Below are 19,708 nucleotides of genomic sequence, written 5' to 3'. Positions count from 1 at the left end.
CCCGTCTGCCACCGGCCCTGTCGCGGCGGTGAGTTGACAGGCCGGGCGGCCGGCGTCAGAGTCCCCGCTGATGGAGATCAACGATCTGACGCCGGCCGAACTGCGGGTGTGGCAGGCCTTTCCCCGGGGTGAGTCCGTCGACTTCCGCGAGGCGCGGGACGAGAGCCCGGATCAGGGCGGTGACCTCGGTCCCCGGCCGACCCTGCGTGCCACCGTGCTGCGGGCTCTCCTGCTGGACGGCCCGACACAGAACGCAGAGGTGGCCGCCCTGAAGGTGGCGGGCGCGCGAATCACCGGCGTCCTGGACCTGCGGTACGCGACGGTCGACAGCGTCGCCCGCCTGAGTCACTGCCACTTCGACGACGTCCCCGACCTCTCCGGCGCCCAGCTGAAGTACCTCAATCTGACCGGGTCCCACCTGCCCGGTCTGGCAGCCGCGCGGATTCGGGTCGACGGGGGGCTGCGGCTGACGAGCTGCCGCTTCCGTGGGCCGGTACGGCTCGGCGGGGCTCAGGTGGCGGGCGCGCTGTATCTGGAGGATGCCGAGGTCGTCGTACCGGAGGAGACGGAGGGTCCGGCGCTCCAGCTCCACCAGGTGACCGTCGGCGAGGACTTGTGCGCCTCCCGGCTGCGGATGCGGGGCGAGATCAGGCTGGACGGCGCCACGATCAGCGGCTCGCTCCGGCTGGAGGAGGCCGAGCTGCGCAGTCCCGGCCGCCGCGTCCTGCGCGCCGAGGCGCTGGAGGTGGGCGCGAACGTGCAGTGCAGGCGGCTGAGCGCACAGGGCCGGATCGATCTGCGAGGCGCCCGTGTACCGGGCCTGTTCGACCTGCTGTACGTCCGGCTGTCCAACCCCGGCAACACCGCGATGCAGGCCAGCAGTTGCGTCGTCGGAGAGCTGTGGCTGCGCAAGGGCCCGCCGATCGAAGGCATGCTCAACTTGCGCCGCTCACAGATAGAGCACTTCAACCTGGAGCCGGAGATGCTGCCGGACCAGGTGCGCGTCCTCGACCTCACCTACACGTCCCTGACCCCGCACGAGCCGCCCGAGCGCCGGCTGCCCATGCTGGAGCGCGATGCGGACACGTTCGACCCGCATGGATACGAACAGTTGACGGCTTCGTACCGCCGGACCGGCGACGAACACGCCGCCCGCCTCGTCCAGCTCGCCAAGCAGCGCCGCCATCGCACCACCCTTCCCTGGTACGGCCGCCTGTGGGGCCATGTCCAGGACGTCACCGTCGGCTACGGGTTCCGGCCGATGCGGGCCCTGGGCTGGCTGCTGTCGCTGCTCGCCGTCGGCTCCGTCGCGTTCGCCCTGCACGCGCCCCCACCGCTGAAGGCGGACGAGGCACCGCAGTTCAACCCGGTGTTCTACACCCTCGACCTGCTGCTGCCGGTGATCTCCTTCGGGCAGGAACCGGCCTTCGCCCCGGCCGGCGGGCAGCAGACCCTGGCGTACGTACTCGTCCTCACCGGCTGGATCCTGGCCACGACGGTGATCGCCGGTGTGAGCCGCACCGTCAACCGCCAGTAGGCCGGCCCGCCGGGCCCGGCACACTCAACGCCGTCCGCCCCTGCCGGGAGCCCCGTACACCCGCTCCACCCTCAGGCGCAGCACGAGCCGGCCGTCCCGGACCATCGCCGCCCGGTAGTCCTCCCAGTCGGGGTGCTCGCCCTGGACGTCGCGGTAGAGGCGGACGAGTTCGTCGACCGTGGCGTCATGGGGGTCCGCGGCCACGGGCGTAAGGTCGGCCGTGCCCTCGGCGACCACGTAGGCCCACCGGTCGGGGGTCGTGACGTGGTACGACGCCCGGGGGTCCCGGCGCAGATTGCGGGTCTTGGCACGGTCGTCGGTGATCGAGACGCGGATCGTCCGCTCGTCGGGGTCATAGGCGTGGTTGACGTTCGACAGCTGCGGGCGGCCGTCGCGCTTGAGGGTGACCAGCACCCCGCCATGCCCTTCGGCGAGCAGCGCGAGCAGTGCGTTCTGGGTGGCGTCGTCAGTCATGCCTGGATCAACCGTGCCGGGGAGCCTCTCATTCCCGCTCGCACGCCACGCCGATGCGGTGTGTGCGGTCTACCGCACAGCTGCATAGACAGTGTCTACTCGATCATGGTAGACACTGTCTATGCAGGAATCCGAAACCGGGCTGCGCGCCCGTCTGGTCGACGCAGGAGTGGATCTCCTCGCCCGGGAGGGCGTCCAGGCGCTGACACTGCGGGAGATCGCCCGTCGGGCGGGGGTCTCACACGGCGCCCCTCGCCGCTACTTCCCCACCCACCTGGAGTTGCTGTCGGCCATCGCGCGCCGCGGGTTCGACGAGCTGGGGCGTCGGGCGACGGCTGCGACCGGCGAAGGCGCGGCGAGCCCCCGGGAGCAGATCGGGGCGCTGGGGCGGGCCTATCTGGAGTTCGCGCTGGACAACCGCGGCATGTACGAGCTGATGTTCCGTCATGATCTGCTGGAGAGCCGTCACTTGGGGCTGCGCGACACCAGTCTTCCGCTCTTCGCCCGCCTGGTGGATCTGGTGGCCCGGGCACGCCCCGGTGCCGATGCCCGGCTCGTCGCGGGCGCGTTGTGGGCCAACCTCCACGGTGTCGCCCAGCTCTGGGGCTGGGGCAGCCTCCAACTCGCCACCGGCGCGGAAGACTTCGGCCGCCTGCTGCGGTCGGCCCTGGACGCCCATCTCGGGCCGGAGGAGGCGTGAACCCACGGCTCACCCTCGCGAGCAGCATCGCCGGCGCTGTGATCGTCGCGCTCGACGGCACCGTCCTGACCGTCGCCCAGCCCACCCTGCACAGAGACCTGGGCGCCTCCTACGCCGAGGTCCAGTGGACCAGCACCGGCTATCTCCTCGCGGTGGCGAGTCTGCTGGTGTTCGCCGGGCGGCTCGGCGACCGGTACGGCCACCACCGCGTCTTCGGCATCGGCATGCTCGGCTTCGGGGCCGCCTCGGCGGCCATTGCTTCGGCGTCCGACGTGGGCTGGGTGATCGGACTGCGCGTCGTACAGGGCGTTTTCGGTGCCCTGTTGCAGCCGGCCACGCTCGGGATGCTGCGGGCCGTGTTTCCGCCCGACCGGCTGCGGAGCCCGATCGCGGTACGGACGGCGGCGATCGGAGTGGCGGCAGCCGCCGGGCCGGTGGTGGGCGGCGCGCTGGTCGCCGGGCCGGGCTGGCGGGCGGTGTTCCTGCTGAACGTCGTCCCCGCCCTGGTCCTCGGCGCGCTCGCCCTCACCGTACGGCCGCCGCGCACGACCGGCCCCGCCGCGCTCGACCTGCCCGGTGCCCTCCTGCTCGCGGTGGCCCTGGCCTGCCTGGTGCACACCCTGGTCGCGATGCCGGGATGGGGCTGGACCGCGGTGTCCGCGGCGGTCGCCGGAGCCTGGTTCGTCCGGCACGAACGCCGTGCCCCGAGCCCTCTCCTGCCGCCGGACGTCATCGGCTCGGCGCCGGTCGCCTCGGCGCTCGGCATGCTGGTGGCCGCGTCCGCGGCGCTGTCCGGCACCCTGTTCACCGCCACCTTCGTGCTCCAGGGCGCCTTCGCTCTCGACCCGTTCCACAGCGCCCTGGTCAGCCTGCCGCTGGCCCTGCTGATGGTGCTCGCGGCTCCCTCGTGCGCGGTGCTGTTGCGGCGGGCTGGTGCCCGCCGGACGACCGCGGCGGCGATGGCGCTCCTCGCGCTCGGCATCCTCGTTCTCGCCCGCGCCACGGGCGTGCCGGCCCTGTGCGCGGGGTTCGCCCTGGTGGGAGCGGGGTTCGGGACGGTGATGGTGGCGGCGACCCATGTCGTCGTGCGGGAGGCCGCCCGCGAGTGGGCGGGAGTGGCGGGCGGGCTCCAGCAGACCGCGATGAATCTGGGGCCGGTGCTGGGCGTCGCCGCCGCGTCCGCGCTGATGGGCTCGGGAGATCGGCCGGAGCTGCCGCTCGGCGTCCTCGCCGGGCTGGCCCTGGCCGGTGCGGCCCTGGCCCGAAGCCTGCCCGGGCGGGCCGAGGGCACCATCGACGATCAAGACCGATCGGCGGACCGTACGTCTGTTCCTGCGCGACGATGAGAGCAGAGGCCGTCCGGGCGGGGTATGCCGGAGCGCACCTCGGCGTTCGGATCGGAGGAGAGCGATGGCACTGCTGAGACAAGAGGTCGAACCGGGCGAGGCCGGGTTGGACGCGAAGGCGCTGGACCGCCTCGACCGGCATTTCGACGGTTACGTCGACGAGGGGCGGCTGCCCGGCTATCTGGTGGCCCTCGCCCGCGGTGGTCGGGTCGCCCACCTCACCACGCACGGCAGGCGCGACCTCGCGGCCGGGCTGCCGGTCGAGGCCGACACGCTGTGGCGGATCTACTCCATGACCAAGCCGGTCACCTCGGTCGCCGCACTGCTGCTGGTGGAGGAGGGCAAGCTCTCGCTCGACGACCCGCTCGAGCGCCACCTCCCGGCCTTCGCCGACCGGCGGGTGTACGTCAGCGGCTCCGGCGCCGGCACCGTGACCCGCCCGGCCGACGGGCCGATACGGATCCGGCATCTGATGACCCACACCGCCGGGCTGACCTTCGCCTTCTACCACTCGCACCCCGTCGACGCCCTCTATCGCGCGGCCGGTCTGGAGTCGGCGGTGCTGCCCGGCTCGGACCTGGCGGAGACGGTCGACGTGTACGCGAGCCTGCCGCTGCAGTTCGAGCCCGGCACCGAGTGGAACTACTCGGTCGCCAGCAATGTGCTGGGCCGGGTCGTCGAGGTCGTGTCCGGCCGGCCCCTCGACGAGTTCTTCGCCGAGCGGATCTTCGGCCCGCTCGGCATGACCGACGCCGGGTTCTGTGTGAACGGCGAACAGGCGGACCGGCTCGCCCAGTTGTACGGCGGGACCGACGACGGCGGCATCGAGCCGATCCCCGGCCTCCCGCTGCACGGCCGGCCGCGGTTCCTGTCCGGCAGCGGCGGACTGGCGGCCTCCGCGCACGACGTGCACCGCTTCATGGAGCTGCTGCGCCGCCGCGGCGAACTCGACGGCACCCGGCTGCTGGCCCCCGAAACCGTGGACCTGATGACGTCCAACCACCTCCCCGGCGGTGCCGACCTGCGCTCCTTCGGCAGCCGCCCCGCCCATGACGAGCCCGGCAACGACGGCGTCGGCTTCGGACTCGGCGTCTCCGTCGTGACCGACCCGGCCCGCACGAGGGCCCCGTCCGTCCTCGGCGCGTACGGCTGGAGCGGCGTGGCGACCACCACGTTCTGGGTCGACCCGCGCCACGATCTGACGGTGCAGTTCATGACGCAGGTGCGGCCCAAGCGGTCGCACACGATCTTCCAGGACCTCAAGCGGCTCGTCCACGAAGCCGTCAAGGAGGACTGAGCCGACTCGGCTCACTCGTCGACGCTGAGGGTGAACTCCACTCCCTCCAGCGCAAGTTCGCTCAGCCACGCCTCCGAGCGGACCGCCGTCTCGGCCGCGCGGCTCAGGCCCTTTGGGAGGGAGCCGTCCAGGATGTGGCGGACACCGAGCGCCAGGGGGCGGGAGACACAGCGCGCCATCGCGCTCTCCCGCGCATCCCCCACCAGGTCCAGGAGGTACCGGCCGGACCAGTCGCGCCCGTGCGCGCCGCGCACGTCGAGGGACACCACGAGGACGACGCGATCGCGATCGGCTTCCGTGGTCGGGTGGGCGGCGGCCAACTCGCCTGCCAGCGCGGCGATTCGGGCGTCGTCCCCGGCCTTCAGCTCCTCGAAGACGGCGTCCCAGGCGCGCAGCCAGCCCTCCAGGCGCAGGGTGCCCCGCACGAACGTCTGCGGTTTCCAGGCGGACGGCAGCCCGTACTGCGCCACGAAGGGCACGCTGTCGCGGTTGGGGTAGGCCTCGAACACCTCCCCGTCCACGATCTGTCGCCGAGTCGCCTCCCACGGCCGCTCGGCGACGGTCTCGGCATCGTCCTCGATGTAACGGGCCGGTGCGCGCAGGGCGTTGAGCACTCCGGCGGGTGCCCAGCTGAAGCGGTACCTGAAGTCGTTCGGGACCGCGGGGACGCCACCGCAGTAGGAGGTGAGGCGGTACGAGGCCGGGTCGTCGCCGACGGCCTCCCGGGCGCGGCCGACGAGGCTGTGGGCGAAGAGGTGGTCGATGCCCGGGTCCAGACCGGCCTCGGTGAGGACGACCAGGCCGGCCGCGGCGGCCGACGGCACCTGGTCGAGGACGGCGTCCGAGACATAGCTGGAGCAGGCGAAGTGGGCGCTCCGCTCGACGCAGGCCGCCAGGATCCCCGCGTGTTCCGGCGCGGGCAGCATCGACACGACGACGTCACCGGGCGCCAATTCGGCCGTGAGCGCGGGGAGCGTGTAGGCGCGCGGCTCGGCGCGTCCGGTGAGACCCAGCCGGGCCAGTGCGCCGGCCGCCCGGTCCTCGGTGCGATGCCACAGCCGTACGCCGTCGGTCGTGTCGCACAGCCGGGCCAGGCCGCTGCCCGTGGACAGTCCGGCACCCACCCAGTGCACGGTGCCGCTCGCGGGAACCCTGGCCGAACGGTCAGACATCTCCGAACTCCCCTTTGTCGATGCCGAGTTCACGGCATGTCTGGTGGAACCGGTCGAGGCAGCGCCCCCACGACCCGCCCGTCTCGAACCGGAGCAGCTCGGGCAGCAGCGCGGCCGAGAAGTCCGTGCTGGACTCGAGGGGCAGCAGGGAGGGCAGGTTGTCGATGGCGATGAGGTCCAGCGGCGGTTCCTCGCGCAGCCGGCGCACGGGGGCGGTCCATTCCGTCGTGCGGTCGTAGACCGGCAGGACGTTCAGCGGGGAGCCGACATCGACCGTGACGTCGCACAGGGTGCGCAGCCGGCGGGCGGGGTCGTCGAGGTCCTGCTCGCGCAGGAAGGGCGGGATCGGGGTGGTGGCGAGGACGGCGTTGACCAGCACGTCGTGCCCGAGCAGGGCGGGCCGGTCCAGGTCACGGGTCTCGGCGAGGTCCCAGGCGGTCGCCTCGACCCCGGCGGTCAGAAAGGCGACACGGGCGCCCCGCCCGCTGCGGCCGAGGGCGCCGATCACCAGCGCGGTGAACTCCTCGTCCCCCGCCGCCGGTCGCAGGCCCTCGTCCAGCTCCTCCTTCGATGTGGGCGTCAGCGGTGCGGCGAGCCTGCCACGATGCTGCAGAACGGCGAGGGCGGCACCCAGATAGCCGGCCCAGAACCCGAACGCGGCGAGGCGGCGGCCGGTGTCGTCGACCAGATACTCCAGATCGAGCAGCGCCCCTCCCCCGGCGGCGAACCTGCGGAGCAGCTCCTCGGCGCCGGGCTGCTGCTTGTAGGCGTGCCCGAAGAAGATGTGCCGGTGCGCCAGCCGGTCCGGCCGGTCCGGGAGTTCCTTCAGCCCGATCACCACGGCGGCCTCGGGTGCCCGCGTCCAGGAGCCGGCGGGGGCGACACGGCAGCCCGCCGCCTCGTACTCCTCGATCGGGAAGATCCGCTGCGGGGACTCCTCGACGGTCAGCGTCACGCCGCTCCCGACGAGCCGTCGCGCGTCCGCCGGGACGATCGGGGTGCGTCGCTCGGTGGAGCGGACCTCGTGGCGCAGCCACAGGTGGAGATCGGTCATACGCGGTTGGCCTCCGGGCGCGGGGCGTCGGCCTCGAAACGGCCGGCGCTCAAGGGGCTCACGTCCACGAAGGGTACGCGCCCGAGGTACAGGTCACGGACGACCTCGCCGACGGCCGGTCCCTGGAGGAAGCCGTGACCGGAGAAGCCGGTCGCGTACAGGAAGCGGGAGACGGAAGTCGCCTCACCGATGAGCCCGTTGTGGTCCGGAGTGATCTCGTACAACCCCGCCCAGCCCCCGGTGCGGCGCAGGTCGAGCAGGGCGGGGGCGCGGCGTTCCATGGCCGCGGCGAGGCGGGGGATCCAGCGGTCGTGGGTGTCGGTGGCGAAGCCGGGGCGCTCGTCGGGGTCGGACATCCCGAGGAGGAGCCCGGGGCCCTCGGCGTGGAAGTAGAGGGTGGTGCTGAAGTCGATGGTCATGGGCAGGTTCTGCGGCAGTCCCGGGACCGGTTCGGTGACCGCGATCTGGCGGCGCAACGGCATCACGGGCAGATCCACGCCGGCCATCGCCCCGACCGCCCGTGACCAGGCGCCGGCCGCGCAGACGACCGTGTCGGTGGTGATGCGGCCGATGGTCGTGGTGACGGCGGTGATGCGGTCGCCGTGCAGTTCGATGCCGGTGACGTCGTTGTGGCGCAAGATCCGCGCGCCGTACCGGCGGGCGGCGGAGGCGTAGCCGTGGACGACGGATTCGGGGGTGCAGTGGCCGTCGTCCGGTGAGAACGCGGCGGCCAGCAGACCGTCGGTGGTGATCAGCGGGGCCAGCCGGCGGGCCTCTGCGGGGGCGATCATCCGGCTCGGCACGCCGAGGGAGTTCTGCACCCGCACGCTCGCCTCGAAGCCGGCGACCTCCTCGGGGGTGGAGAGCAGGAAGAGATAGCCGACGCGGTGCAGCCCGATGTCGTACCCGGTCTCCTCCTCGAACCGGCCGAACGCCTCCAGGCTGCGCGCTCCCAGCTGGATGTTCAGCTCGTCGGAGAACTGCGCCCGCACCCCGCCGGCCGCCCTGGAGGTGGAGCCGGCACCCAGTTCGTCCCGCTCGACGAGGACGACGTCCCGTACGCCCGCGCGGGCGAGGTGGTAGGTGATGCTCGTCCCCATCACCCCGCCGCCGATGACGACGACGCTCGCGGCCATGTTCACGGGCGACGGCCCCCCTCTGTGCCGTCCCCCGCCGTGCCGTCCCCCGTCGTCCCGTCCCCCGTACCCGCGCGTCCCGTCACCGGGCCGCTCCGGAGAGGAAGAGGAGGAAGAGGAGGAGGGGGACGAGGGGGACGTCGTCGGTCATTCCCTCTTCCTTTCCGGAGGGACCGCACCGCAATCAGGACAGATGCGCGACGGCGTCCAGATGGGGCAGGTTGTGGTCCAGCCGCTCCCGCTTGGTGCGCAGATAGGTGATGTTGTTCTCGCACGGCGGGATCAGCAGCGGAACCGTCTCGGAGACCTGGATCCCGTGCCGCACCAGCGCCTCGCGCTTGCGCGGGTTGTTGGACATCAGACGCACGCTCCGCACGTCCAGGTCGTGCAGGATCTCGGCGGCCACACCGTAGTCGCGGGCGTCCACCGGCAGGCCCAGGGCGAGGTTGGCCTCGACGGTGTCCAGTCCCTCCGCCTGGAGGGCCATGGCGCGCAGCTTGGCGAGCAGACCGATGCCGCGGCCCTCGTGGCCGCGCAGATAGACGACGATGCCGCTGCCGTTGGCGACGACCGCGCGCAGCGCGGCGGCCAACTGGTCGCCGCACTCGCAGTGCTGGGAGCCGAAGGCGTCGCCGGTGAGGCACTCGGAGTGCAGCCGGGTCAGGACGTCCTCCTGGCCTATCTCGCCGTAGACGAGGGCGACTTGCTCGTCACCGCGGTCGTGGTCGAGGTAGCCGATCGCGCGGAATTCCCCGTACACGGTGGGCAAGGGGGCATTCACCACGCGTTCCGCGCCGGAACGCTGCGTCCGCTGTGCGGTCTTCTTGCCGAGCACGCCAATTTTTTCTGTCATGATTCTTCAGTTCCTAAGCAGAGACGAAAGGCCGGGAAAAGATGAGTGATTCGCAGACGCGGCCGGCGGCACACTCGCTGGTGCCGGCGGACACCACCGAAGACGTACGGGCGCGGGGGGCGGGCGTATCACGACAGATCGCGGTCCTGCCCGTCGGGAGCTTCGAGCAGCACGGTGCGTTCCTGCCGTTGGCCACGGACACGCTCGTGGCCTGCGCGATCGCACGCGAGGTGGCTGCCGCGCACCCGGTGCACCTCCTCCCGCCGGTGACGATCTCCTGCTCGCACGAGCACGCGGAGTGGCCGGGGACCGTCAGCATCTCCTCAGTGACCCTTCATGCGGTGATACGGGACATAGCGGCTTCGCTCCGCCGGTCCGGCGTCGACGCCCTGGTACTGGTCAACGGGCACGGCGGCAATTACGTACTGGGCAATGTCGTTCAGGAGTCCTCCGCGCAAGGTGAACGAATGGCTCTGTTCCCGGCCCCGGAGGACTGGGAGGCGGCGCGGGAGCGGGCGGGGGTGGAGACCTCGCTGCTCACCGACATGCACGCGGGGGAAATAGAGACCTCCATCCTTCTGCACACTCATCCCGAATTGATCCGACCCGGTTATGAGACTTCCGATTTCGTGGCGGACGACCGCCGTCATCTGCTGACTCTCGGTATGTCCGCCTATACCGATTCGGGTGTCATAGGCCGTCCTTCGCTGGGTTCTGCGGAAAAGGGGAAGTTGCTGCTGGCGAGCCTCGCGGATGCCTTCGGCGCGTATGTGTCACTGCTGACCTCCGCGGACGATTCCGTACGGGACACGGGGAACGCAAGGGCGTAGCGGCCGGGTTCCGGGTCGGCCTCGGCCGCGATGGACCCGGAGCCCGTGCGCGGGCTCGTGCACCAGCGGGCGACGAGGACGAGGGCGCCCGGCAGGGCGGCCACGAAGCTGAGGACGCCGTACACGACGGCGACGGCCAGTCCGCTGCTCGCACCCAGTCCCGCGGCGCCGAACGCCCAGGCGGTGACGCCCTCACGGGGACCGAAGCCGCCGATGTTCAGGGGCAGGCTCATCGCGAGCAGGGCGAGGACGGCGAGCGGAAGCAGGACGGCCACGGAGGCGGCGGAGCCGGCCACGCGCGCGGCGAGCACGAACATCGCGAGGTGGCCGGCGAGGACGACGACGGAGGAGACGGCGACACCGGGTCCGTTGCGGCGGGACAGCAGGGCTTCGCGGGCTTCGGCGAGCGTGCTGCGCAGCGCGGTCGGGGCGGTGCGGTCCCGGTGGGAGGGCGCACGGTTCATCCGTACGGCGGCCACCACGGCGAGGGCGCCGACCGCGGCGAACAGCAGCAGGGGGGTGAGGTCCCGGGCCTCGTTCAGCACGGGAGACGGCATGGTCAGCAGGACGCCGACGCCGACTCCCGCGAGGACGAGCTGGCCGGCGGTGCGTTCGAGCACCACCGCGCGTACGCCGCGGCCCAGGTCGCCGGCGCTCTGCCCGTGCCGTACCGCGCGGTGCACATCGCCGAGGACGCCACCGGGAAGGGCGGCGTTGAGGAAGAGCGCGCGGTAGTAGTCGGCGACGGCCGGGCCGAGCGGCAGCCGGATCCGCAGCCCACGTGCCACCAGCTGCCAACGCCAGGCGCTGAACACGGTGGTGACGCCCCCGATGGCGAGCGCCAGGCCCAGCGCCGGCGCGTCGATCCGTCGCAGCCCGTCGAGAAAGGCACCGGTGCCGAGCCGCCAGAACAGCACGACGAGGATGACGACCCCGGCGGCCGTGCCGAGGTGGGTGCGCAGGGTGGGGGTGTTGAGGCGGGACAGGACGGCGCGGGCGCGGGTGCGCAGGGCGGTACGGGGGCGCGGTGCGCTGTCGGGCTGGGCCTGCGGGCCGCACTCGGCGTCGATGAGGCGCACCGCCGAAGACGCCTGGGCCGCCGCGACGACGTCGCCGTCCGCAGGGGTGGCGGGAACACCGGTCGCCGGCAGGCCCAGGCCGCCCGAGTCCCGGCGTCCGGCGCGCGCCCTCGCCACCGTCTCCACGCTCATGAGGCTCCGCCCGCCGGGGAACCGCCCGTCTGCGCTCCGCCGGTCGGACGGCACAGGGCCAGCAGGTCGCTGTGGTGGACCACGACGCTCAGTTCGCCGGCCTCGCAGGCGGCGAGGCGTTCGCGCAGGTAGCGGTCGGCCTGCTCGCGAAGTTCGGGGCGGTGCTCGACCGCCGCGCCGACCCAGCCGCGCAGCCACTGGGCGGTGAGCGCGGATTCGGCGGGGCCGAGGCGCCAGGGGCTGGGGTGCACCTGGACGGTGGCGCCGTGCTCGGAGAAGGCTTCGGCCGCTGCGGTGACGGCGTCCGGGCCCAGCAGTCCGGAACGCCGCTGGTGGGCGTTGAACGCCTCGGCGATCTCGGTGTCCAGCGGGTCGGACGGGGTGAGTTCGACGCGGCCTGCGACGGAGAGCGTCAGCAGCGCCGGGCAGCCCGCACCGGCGCAGGCGGCGGCGAGGGTGGCGACCTCTTCGCGGGTGAGGACGTCGAGGAGCGCGGAGGCCGTCACCAGGGAGGCACCGAGAAGGGCGTCCGGGGTGAGGCGTCCGATGTCTCCGCGGCGCGTCTCGACACTCACGCGGCTGCCGTCGGCGGAGGAGCGCGGGGAGGCCACGGCGGCGAAGTGCAGCAGGTAGGGGTCGCGGTCGTGCAGGATCCAGTGCTGGGCACCGTCCAGGTGGGGGGCGAGCCAGCGGCCCATGGAGCCGGTGCCGCAGCCCACGTCGTGTATGACCAGCCCGGCGCGTCCCGGCATGTTGGCGAGCCGGATCCGCAGCGGGTCGAGCAAGTCGTGCGCCCGGGCTGAAGCGTCGGCGCCCTCCCGCAGCTGCAGCCACTCGGGCGCGTAGCGGGCGGGCTCCTCCGGCTCGGCGTCCCGCAGCCGGACGGTGGCCCGCTCACCGGGCCGCACCCGGGGGCCGGCCCCGAGGATCACCTCGTCCGTGTCGGCCACCGCCGGTACGGGCACTGCGCCCATGCCACCCTCCACAGAAACGATCCCGCGCTCCTCGGCGGACGCCGCGCCCACGGCCTGCTCGCCGCTGTTCGCAGGTGCCGATGCCGGCACCGGCGCCGGACCCTCGGTCCCGGGGCGGGCCGAGTCCGGCGCGTCCTCGGGTCCCGGCTGGGCCGGAATCGTGCCCCCGCCCTGTGTCGTCGCCGTGTTCCTCATGCCGCCCTCCGGGGTTCGTTCGGCAGCCGGCCCAGTACCGCGGCCAGGCTGCGGGCCGTGGCGGCCCAGCCGTCCAGGGCGGCCCGGCGTGCCCGGGCCGCCGCCTTGAGCCGGCGGCGTACGTCCGCCTCGCCGAACCAGCCGCGCAGTTCGGCGGCGATCGCGGCGGAGTTCTCCGGCGGGACGAGGATGCCGGGGACACCGCCGTCCGGTGCCCGGCCGACCGCCTCGGGGAGACCACCGACGTCCGTCGCCAGCACGGGAATGCCGCGCGCGAGCGCCTCCGTCACCGCCATGCCGTACGTCTCGGCGTAGGAGGTGAGCACCATGAGGTCGGCGGCGTTGTAGCTGGCGTCGAGTTCGGCGCCGGTCCGGGGTCCCGCGAGCACCAGCCGGTCCTGGAGGCCGTGCTCGTGGATGAGGGCGCGCAGCCCGGTCACGTACTCGGGGTCCTGGCTCAGCCCGCCCACGCACTCACAGCTCCACGGCAGGTCGGTCACCGCCGCCAGGGCCTCCACCAGCCGGTGCTGTCCCTTGCGCGGGGTCACGGCGGCCACGCACAGCAGCCGGGACACGCCGTCGGTGCCGGCGGCCAGCGGTGCGATGTCGGCGCCGGGGGCGGCGACATGGACCCGTTCGGGGGCGAGGCCGTGGTGGGCGACGAGACGGCGGACCGCCCAGTCGCTGGTCGCGACGACGGCGGGCACGGCACGCAGCACGGTGCGTTCCCGCGCGTCCAGCTCGGCGGCGACGGCGGGCTCCAGCCCGGTCTCGTCGCCGAGCGGGAGGTGGACGAGGACGGCCAGCCGCAGGCGTTCCGTCTCCGGGAGGATGATCTCGGGGACTCCGCATGCCACCAGCCCGTCGAGCAGGACGACGGTGTCGTCCGGGAACGCGCGCAGTGTGCGGGCCAGTTCCGCGCGGGCCGCCGCACCGGGCCGGGGCCAGCTGCCGTCCACCGCGTGCTTGTGCACCTGCCACCCGAACCCGGGCAGGTCCAGACTGACGCGCCGGTCATAGGCGTTGCCGCCGCTGGGCGCGGTCTGGTCGTCGACGCCGCCCGGCATCACGAAGTGCACGGAGCGCAGGGACATGGGGACGATCTCGGCGTTCTTCAGGACGGGGTGCTGCACGGGCACATAGCCGAGAGCGGGCTGGTCCGGCTGGGTCACGGTGACGCACTCGGCCGGGGACGCCTTCTTCTCCAGCGTCACATCGGTCACAGGGCACGCTCGTAACTCGCCCAGGCGACGTGCGACTCGTGCAGCGTGACGGTCAGACCGGCGAGGCCCTTCGCACCCTCGCCGAGCGCGCCCTTCTCGATCCGCTCGGCCAGCCGGTCGGCGATGACCTTGGCCAGGAACTCGGTGGAGGTGTTGATGCCGGCGAAGTCGGGTTCGTTGTCGAGGTTCCGGTAGTTCAGCTCACCGACGACGGCACCCAGTTCCCGGGTGGCCAGTCCGATGTCGACGACGATGTTGTCGTCGTCCAGCTGCTCGCGCCGGAATGTGGCGTCCACCAGGAACGTCGCTCCGTGCAGGCGCTGCGCGGGTCCGAAGACGTCGCCGCGGAAGCTGTGGGCGATCATGATGTGATCGCGGACGGTGATGCTGAACAACGGACACCCTCCAGGTGCGGTGCGCTCCTCATCCCCGCAGCTGCCGGGGATGCCGTGTAGTACGGCTCCTTTCTCCCCCGTGTTCAGCCCTCTCTCACTCTTTTCTCAGGTCAGGCGCCGAGGTCGGCGCTCTCGTCGTCCCGGATTGAACGACTCCGGGCGGAACGGATGCTTCAGTCGTGCTCGGCATACCGGACGCGGTGGCACAGCGCGGGAATCTCACCGGAGGCCAGTCGCGGCAGCACGTCCGGCAGCTCCTCGAAGGCGCACTCCCCGGTGACGAGCGCGTCCAGGGCCGGGTCGGCGAGCAGATCGAGGGCGAGCGCGAGACGGTCGGCGTAGCTGCGGCTGCCGCTGCGGGCCGGGGAGACGGTGCCGACCTGGCTGCTGCGCACGACGAGCCGCCGGGAGTGGAAGGCCTCGCCGAGCGGCAGCGCGATCGGCCGGTCGCCGTACCAGCTCAGTTCGAGGACCGTACCCTCGGCGCGGAGCAGTTCGAGGGAGCGGGCGAGGCCCTGCTCGGTGGCGCTGGCGTGCACGACCAGGTCGCACTCGCCGAGCGCCTCCTCGGGTGTGGCGAACCCGACGCCGAGCGCGCCGGCGACCTCGGCCCGGCCGGGATCGGCGTCGACCAACTGGAGCCGCACACCCGGGAAGCGGGCCAGCAGGGCGGCCACCGAGGAGCCGATCATGCCCCCGCCGACCACGGCGATCCGGTCGCCGACCAGGGGCGCCGCGTCCCAGAGGGCGTTGACGGCGGTCTCGACCGTACCGGCGAGGATCGCCCGCGCGGCGGGCACGGTGTCCGGTACGACGGTGACCGCGCTCGCGGGGACGACGTACCGCGTCTGGTGCGGATGGAGACAGAAGACGGTACGGCCGACCAGCGCGTCGGGCCCTTCCTCCACCTCCCCGACGCTCAGATAGCCGTACTTCACGGGGGCGGGGAACTCGCCCTCCTGGAAGGGCGCCCGCATCGCCGCGTACTGGCTGTGCGGGACCCCGCCCCGGAAGACCAGCGTCTCGGTGCCCCGGCTGACCCCGGAGTAGAGCGCCCGCACCAGGACCTCGCCCTCGCCCGGCTCCGGCAGGGCCGTCTGCCGGATCTCCCCTTCACCCGGAGAGCTGAGCCAGAACGCACGTGCGGCGCGGTTCATCGAGGTCCTCCTGAACGATCTGCGAGTTGTTCACGTACCGAGGTGTGCACAGGCCGCGCACAGTACGCGGCCTTGATCGACTCTGTCACCTGGCCGGAGGAATGTGCGGTGGCCCTGAACAACACTTACGACGCAAGGCTGGTCCAGCAGGAAACCGCTGTGGGAGCGGGCGTTCAGATCCTGCTGCTGGCCCTGCTCGGTTCGGCCATCGGCCTCGGACCGGCGGGCTGGCTGACCGGCCTCGTCTTCGCGATCGCCACATGGGCGCTGCTCTCGCTGGCACTGCACCGGTCCGGGCTGCGCTCCTTCGGACCGGCCAACCGGGTCACCCTCGGCCGCGCGACCCTGGTGGGCGGTGTCACGGCCCTGGTGGCGGACTCCTTCCAGAGCTCACCGCCGGTGACGCTGTTCGTCGGTCTGACGGCGGTGGCGCTCATCCTCGACGGCGTGGACGGCAAGGTGGCCCGCCGCACCGGCACCTCCACAGCGCTGGGCGCCCGCTTCGACATGGAGGTGGACGCGTTCCTGATCCTGGTGTTGAGCGTGTACGTCTCGATGTCCCTCGGCCCCTGGGTGCTGCTGATCGGCGCCATGCGCTACGGCTTCGTCGCCGCCGCCCGCGTCTGGCCCTGGCTGAACGCCGCGCTGCCGCCGAGCACGGCCCGCAAGACGGTCGCCGCGCTCCAGGGTGTGTTCCTGCTGCTGGCCGCCTCCGATCTGCTCCCCCACGCGGCGACGTTCGCGGTCGCCGCGACGGCGCTGGCGGCGCTCGTCTGGTCGTTCGGCCGGGACATCCTGTGGCTGTACCGCAGGTCACGCGAGCAGCGCCTGGCGCCGTCGGCGCAGGTGCGCGAACTGGTGACGTCCTGACCGTCGGCCGCCGAGCGCGATCCGGTGGACGGTCATCCGGTGGGCGGTCATCCGGTGGGCGGTCATCCGGTGGGCGGTCTTGACCCCGCGCCGTGAATCCGATGGGGTTCGTACAGCCGATCGGCCCGCGGCCCGGTCCGGCCGCGAATGAGATCGACAGTCCACTCCCCCTCCCCCGGTGCCGACGCACCGCCTCGGCAGTCGAAAGCCCGGCTGCTCCGTGTCCGCGTGCGGCATCGTCGACGTCGTCGCGCTGCGCCCAGGTGCCACGGTCCGCCGTCGCTCGTATGCCGCACCGCGTGGCTGGTCGCGGAGCCCCCCCCCGCCCGAGGAGCGCCCTGCCCGACCGTCCGTGCCATGACCCACCTACGCGACACCCGACCGCCGCGGTCGGCACGGCCGCCGCTACCGGCCTGGGGACGGCCGCCGGGAGGTCCATGTCCAGCAAGCCGTCGGTCTCCGAGCCGACGGTCAGGGCCATCCGGCCCGACACCGAAAACAACGCGCCGGTGCAGAGGCCGAGTCGGCACTCTTGGCCAGGTCGGAAGCGATGAGCGTCTGGCCGAAAGCAGCTACTGCTCCTGAGACGTCGACCCGTCGTGCAGCACCAAGGGTTCACCGGCCCCCTCTGGCCGGGGCGTGCGCTTCCACCATCCGCTCGTCGTGCCGCTGGGCGGCAACAGGTCGTACGAGTGCGTCGTCGTCGACGGCACCGGGGGTTTGGCCCGCGGGCGGCCCCACCCCGTGCGGGTGGGGCCGCCCTTCACTCACCGGGCCGGCGTCGTGACCGGTGCCGGGGCATGACCCGTGGGACGGGTCGTGAACGTGCCCCGGCCCTGGGTCCGGCTGCGCAACCGGGTCGCGTAGCCGAAGAGTTCGGCCAGCGGCACGGTCGCCGTGACGACCGCCGCGCCCGCCCGGCTGACCGAGCCCGAAACCCGGCCGCGTCGTGCCGCCAGGTCGCCGAGCACCGTGCCGACGGCGTCCTCGGGCACGGTGACCGTGACCTCGGCGACCGGCTCCAGGAGGACCATCGCGCAGGAACGCAGGGCATCGCGCAGGCCGAGGCGACCAGCCGTGCGGAAGGCGGTCTCGGAGGAGTCCTTCACATGGGTCGCCCCGTCGGTGAGGGTGACCCTCAGCCCGGTCACCGGGTGACCGCCCAGCGGGCCCTCGGCGAGGGCGTCCCGGCAGCCGGCCTCCACGGCACGGACGTACTCCTGCGGCACCCGGCCGCCGACGACGGCCGAGCGGAACTCGAACCCGGACCCCGTCTCCATGGGCTCGACGTCGAGCACGACGTGCGCGAACTGCCCCGCTCCGCCGTCCTGTTTGACGTGCCGGAAGACGAAACCGGTCACACCCCGGCCCACGGTCTCGCGGTACGACACCCGGGGCCGGCCGACGTTGACGTCCAGCCCGGACTCCCGCCGGACCTTCTCCACCGCGACCTCCAGATGCAGTTCACCCATGCCTGACAGCACCGTCTGCCCGGTCTCCGCGTCGGTCCGCACGACCAGCGACGGATCCTCCTCGGCCAGCCGGGCCAGCGCCGAGGCCAGCCGGTCGGTGTCGGTCGACCTGCGTGCCTCGACCGCGACGGACACCACGGGGTCGGCCACACTCGGCGGTTCGAGGACGAGCGGGGCGTCCGGTGCGCAGAGCGTCGCCCCGGGTCGCGCCGCCTTCAGGCCGACCACGGCCACGATGTCCCCGGCGACCGCCCGGTCCACGTGGGCATGCTGGTCGGCCTGCACACGCAGGATCCGTCCGATCCGCTCGCTGCGCCGCGCGCCCGCGTCGAGCACGGTGTCTCCCTTCTCGATCGTCCCTGAGTACACGCGCAGGAAGGTGAGCCGTCCGGTCCGTGTCGCGCTCACCTTGAACGCCAGCGCCGCGAAGGGCTCCGACGGATCGGCGGTCCGCTCCTCTTCGACGCCGTCGCGCAGCCCGCGCACGGCCGGCACATCGAGCGGCGAGGGCAGATACGCCACGACCGCGTCGAGCAGCGGTTCGATTCCCCGGTTGCGGTAGGCCGAGCCGCACAGCACGACCACGCCGTCACCGCTGCCGGTCAGCTCCCGCAGGGCGGCGACCAGGGACTGCGGGCTCAGCGTCGACCGCGCGCAGAACTCCTCCAGCGCGCCGGCATGCAGTTCGGCCACCGACTCCTCCAGCAGCCGGCGGCGCCGGTGCGCCTCCTGCCGCAGTTCCTCCGGCACCTCCTGCTCCACGAACATGCCGGCACCGTCGGCCCACACCAGGGCCCGCATCCGTACGAGATCCACGACCCCGCGGAACGCGTCCTCGGCGCCGATGGGCAACTGCACGACCAGCGGGGCCGGATGGAGCCGATCCCGGATGGAGGCGACGGCCGTGTCGAGGTCGGCTCCGGCGCGGTCCAGCTTGTTGACGAACGCGATCCTCGGCACGCCGTGCCGGTCCGCCTGCCGCCACACCGACTCGCTCTGCGGCTCGACCCCCGCGACGGCGTCGAACACCGCGACCGCGCCGTCCAGTACGCGCAGCGAACGCTCCACCTCGTCGGCGAAGTCGACGTGCCCGGGTGTGTCGATGAGGTTGATCCGGTGACCGTCCCAGTCACAGCTGACCGCCGCCGCGAAAATGGTGATGCCCCGATCGCGTTCCTGCGGGTCGAAGTCGGTGACGGTGGTGCCGTCGTGGACCTCACCGCGCTTGTGGGTGGTACCTGTGGCGTACAGGATCCGCTCGGTGACGGTGGTCTTGCCCGCGTCGACGTGGGCGAGGATGCCGAGATTGCGGACGACGGCGAGGGTGTCGAGGTTGGTGCGCACGGCCCTTGGCCTTTCGGGTGTTCCGGGTGTTCCGGGAACGAACAGGGGTGAGCGCGATTCCCGGACGCGGCGCGAGCGCAGGCGAGTACGGCCCCGTCGGCCCCGGGACTGGCTCGGGGCAGGGACGTCGATGTACTCGGGCGCTCTCAGACGTGCGTCACGGGCGTCCGGTGCCGGCCGCGCAGCGGGCACCGGGCGGACGAGGACACCAGGATCACCTCGGACCGGAAGGACCGGGAACGGGGAGCGGCGACAGCGATGTGATCACGCACGGCCCGGCCCCCCTCTCTGGTCACGATGTCCTGGTGAGTGTAGGGAGCGGCGGGGCGGCTGGGCCACGGAGTTTTTGATGTCGGACGACCCGATGACAGGCACCTGTGGGACCGGACCCGCGCACTTGCAGTCCCACGTGGCTCTTGCGGCCGTATGGTTCAGGGTGATTTATGGTGGATCAAGGAGTATGCCCCT

General features: G+C 72.6%; 16 protein-coding genes and 1 pseudogene. 6 read left to right on the top strand and 11 right to left on the bottom strand.

Translation table 11 applies throughout. The features are described from left to right. Nucleotides 1-70 precede the first annotated feature (70 nt). On the top strand, nucleotides 71-1,537 hold the full coding sequence (locus tag ACHBTE_RS01630; RefSeq protein WP_394721426.1) for a membrane-associated oxidoreductase: 1,467 nt from the start codon (nucleotides 71-73) through the stop codon (nucleotides 1,535-1,537). Between the two features lie 24 nt (nucleotides 1,538-1,561). Here the strand turns inward: ACHBTE_RS01630 and ACHBTE_RS01625 are convergent, their stop codons facing one another. Continuing rightward, on the bottom strand, nucleotides 1,562-2,011 hold the full coding sequence (locus ACHBTE_RS01625) for a PPOX class F420-dependent oxidoreductase (protein WP_394721425.1): 450 nt from the start codon (nucleotides 2,009-2,011) through the stop codon (nucleotides 1,562-1,564). A gap of 121 nt (nucleotides 2,012-2,132) precedes the next feature. Here ACHBTE_RS01625 and ACHBTE_RS01620 point away from each other — a divergent pair, with 121 nt between their 5' ends. The 3 genes from ACHBTE_RS01620 to ACHBTE_RS01610 all read left to right on the top strand — a co-directional run bounded on the left by ACHBTE_RS01620 (nucleotide 2,133) and on the right by ACHBTE_RS01610 (nucleotide 5,354). Further along, entirely contained in the window at nucleotides 2,133-2,711 is a 579-nt protein-coding gene (locus tag ACHBTE_RS01620) for a TetR/AcrR family transcriptional regulator (protein WP_394721424.1), read from the top strand. Continuing rightward, entirely contained in the window at nucleotides 2,708-4,057 is a 1,350-nt protein-coding gene (locus ACHBTE_RS01615; RefSeq protein WP_394721423.1) for an MFS transporter, read from the top strand. Before ACHBTE_RS01620 ends, ACHBTE_RS01615 begins: the two co-directional genes overlap by 4 nt. Nucleotides 4,058-4,121: 64 nt before the next feature. Then, the gene (locus tag ACHBTE_RS01610) at nucleotides 4,122-5,354 is read left to right on the top strand and encodes a serine hydrolase domain-containing protein (protein ID WP_394721422.1); all 1,233 of its coding nucleotides are present in this window, start codon (nucleotides 4,122-4,124) and stop codon (nucleotides 5,352-5,354) included. An 11-nt stretch (nucleotides 5,355-5,365) separates the two neighbouring features. On the opposite strand, the gene ACHBTE_RS01605 is transcribed toward ACHBTE_RS01610, so the two are convergent. The 4 genes from ACHBTE_RS01605 to ribA all read right to left on the bottom strand — a co-directional run bounded on the left by ACHBTE_RS01605 (nucleotide 5,366) and on the right by ribA (nucleotide 9,569). Continuing rightward, nucleotides 5,366-6,526, bottom strand: coding sequence for a saccharopine dehydrogenase family protein (locus ACHBTE_RS01605; RefSeq protein WP_394721421.1), 1,161 nt, complete (start codon nucleotides 6,524-6,526; stop codon nucleotides 5,366-5,368). Continuing rightward, entirely contained in the window at nucleotides 6,519-7,580 is a 1,062-nt protein-coding gene (locus ACHBTE_RS01600) for a saccharopine dehydrogenase (RefSeq protein ID WP_394721420.1), read from the bottom strand. Before ACHBTE_RS01600 ends, ACHBTE_RS01605 begins: the two co-directional genes overlap by 8 nt. Next, a complete protein-coding gene (locus ACHBTE_RS01595; protein WP_394721587.1) occupies nucleotides 7,577-8,716 on the bottom strand; it encodes an NAD(P)/FAD-dependent oxidoreductase in 1,140 nt (379 codons plus the stop codon). The genes ACHBTE_RS01600 and ACHBTE_RS01595 overlap by 4 nt, the downstream gene beginning before the upstream one ends. 184 nt (nucleotides 8,717-8,900) lie before the next feature. Next, a complete protein-coding gene (gene ribA, locus ACHBTE_RS01590) occupies nucleotides 8,901-9,569 on the bottom strand; it encodes a GTP cyclohydrolase II (RefSeq protein WP_394721419.1) in 669 nt (222 codons plus the stop codon). A 41-nt stretch (nucleotides 9,570-9,610) separates the two neighbouring features. Between ribA and ACHBTE_RS01585 the strand changes: the two genes are divergently transcribed. Then, nucleotides 9,611-10,399 carry a creatininase family protein gene (locus ACHBTE_RS01585; protein WP_394721418.1) on the top strand — a complete coding sequence of 263 codons (789 nt, stop codon included), beginning with the start codon at nucleotides 9,611-9,613 and terminating at the stop codon, nucleotides 10,397-10,399. Between the two features lie 146 nt (nucleotides 10,400-10,545). On the opposite strand, the pseudogene ACHBTE_RS01580 reads toward ACHBTE_RS01585, so the two are convergent. The 5 genes and pseudogenes from ACHBTE_RS01580 to ACHBTE_RS01560 all read right to left on the bottom strand — a co-directional run. Continuing rightward, nucleotides 10,546-11,610 (bottom strand): annotated as a pseudogene (locus ACHBTE_RS01580) (lysylphosphatidylglycerol synthase transmembrane domain-containing protein); the annotation flags it as partial. Beyond that, entirely contained in the window at nucleotides 11,607-12,584 is a 978-nt protein-coding gene (locus ACHBTE_RS01575) for a hypothetical protein (protein WP_394721586.1), read from the bottom strand. The gene ACHBTE_RS01575 and the pseudogene ACHBTE_RS01580, both read right to left, overlap by 4 nt. 191 nt (nucleotides 12,585-12,775) lie before the next feature. Beyond that, nucleotides 12,776-13,987 (bottom strand): glycosyltransferase family 4 protein, encoded by a 1,212-nt coding sequence (locus tag ACHBTE_RS01570; RefSeq protein ID WP_394721584.1) that lies wholly within the window; start codon nucleotides 13,985-13,987, stop codon nucleotides 12,776-12,778. An 11-nt stretch (nucleotides 13,988-13,998) separates the two neighbouring features. Next, on the bottom strand, nucleotides 13,999-14,397 hold the full coding sequence (locus ACHBTE_RS01565) for a 6-carboxytetrahydropterin synthase (RefSeq protein ID WP_093747920.1): 399 nt from the start codon (nucleotides 14,395-14,397) through the stop codon (nucleotides 13,999-14,001). Nucleotides 14,398-14,570: 173 nt separating this feature from the next. Beyond that, complete coding sequence (locus tag ACHBTE_RS01560; RefSeq protein WP_394721417.1) at nucleotides 14,571-15,554, bottom strand: dehydrogenase; 984 nt, start codon at nucleotides 15,552-15,554, stop codon at nucleotides 14,571-14,573. A gap of 108 nt (nucleotides 15,555-15,662) precedes the next feature. Between ACHBTE_RS01560 and ACHBTE_RS01555 the strand changes: the two genes are divergently transcribed. Then, the gene (locus ACHBTE_RS01555; RefSeq protein WP_394721583.1) at nucleotides 15,663-16,424 is read left to right on the top strand and encodes a CDP-alcohol phosphatidyltransferase family protein; all 762 of its coding nucleotides are present in this window, start codon (nucleotides 15,663-15,665) and stop codon (nucleotides 16,422-16,424) included. Between the two features lie 767 nt (nucleotides 16,425-17,191). On the opposite strand, the gene fusA is transcribed toward ACHBTE_RS01555, so the two are convergent. Beyond that, nucleotides 17,192-19,240 (bottom strand): elongation factor G, encoded by a 2,049-nt coding sequence (fusA, locus tag ACHBTE_RS01550; RefSeq protein ID WP_394721416.1) that lies wholly within the window; start codon nucleotides 19,238-19,240, stop codon nucleotides 17,192-17,194. Between the last annotated feature and the right edge of the window lie 468 nt (nucleotides 19,241-19,708).

This window comes from Streptomyces sp. M41 (assembly GCF_043673425.1).
Taxonomy (GTDB): Bacteria; Actinomycetota; Actinomycetes; order Streptomycetales; family Streptomycetaceae; genus Streptomyces.
Note: the sequence above shows the minus strand (reverse complement) of the source record. Positions and strands in the feature narration are given on the sequence as shown.

What these genes read in the sequence shown, in the direction of transcription:
- ACHBTE_RS01610 (WP_394721422.1), top strand. Translation starts at nt 4,122, where the DNA reads ATGGCACTGCTGAGACAAGAGGTCGAACCGGGCGAGGCCGGGTTGGAC.
- ACHBTE_RS01600 (WP_394721420.1), bottom strand. Translation starts at nt 7,580, where the DNA reads ATGACCGATCTCCACCTGTGGCTGCGCCACGAGGTCCGCTCCACCGAG.
- ACHBTE_RS01585 (WP_394721418.1), top strand. Translation starts at nt 9,611, where the DNA reads ATGAGTGATTCGCAGACGCGGCCGGCGGCACACTCGCTGGTGCCGGCG.
- ACHBTE_RS01630 (WP_394721426.1), top strand. Translation starts at nt 71, where the DNA reads ATGGAGATCAACGATCTGACGCCGGCCGAACTGCGGGTGTGGCAGGCC.
- ACHBTE_RS01595 (WP_394721587.1), bottom strand. Translation starts at nt 8,716, where the DNA reads ATGGCCGCGAGCGTCGTCGTCATCGGCGGCGGGGTGATGGGGACGAGC.
- ACHBTE_RS01605 (WP_394721421.1), bottom strand. Translation starts at nt 6,526, where the DNA reads ATGTCTGACCGTTCGGCCAGGGTTCCCGCGAGCGGCACCGTGCACTGG.
- ACHBTE_RS01625 (WP_394721425.1), bottom strand. Translation starts at nt 2,011, where the DNA reads ATGACTGACGACGCCACCCAGAACGCACTGCTCGCGCTGCTCGCCGAA.
- ACHBTE_RS01575 (WP_394721586.1), bottom strand. Translation starts at nt 12,584, where the DNA reads ATGGGCGCAGTGCCCGTACCGGCGGTGGCCGACACGGACGAGGTGATC.
- ACHBTE_RS01560 (WP_394721417.1), bottom strand. Translation starts at nt 15,554, where the DNA reads ATGAACCGCGCCGCACGTGCGTTCTGGCTCAGCTCTCCGGGTGAAGGG.
- ACHBTE_RS01620 (WP_394721424.1), top strand. Translation starts at nt 2,133, where the DNA reads ATGCAGGAATCCGAAACCGGGCTGCGCGCCCGTCTGGTCGACGCAGGA.
- ribA (WP_394721419.1), bottom strand. Translation starts at nt 9,569, where the DNA reads ATGACAGAAAAAATTGGCGTGCTCGGCAAGAAGACCGCACAGCGGACG.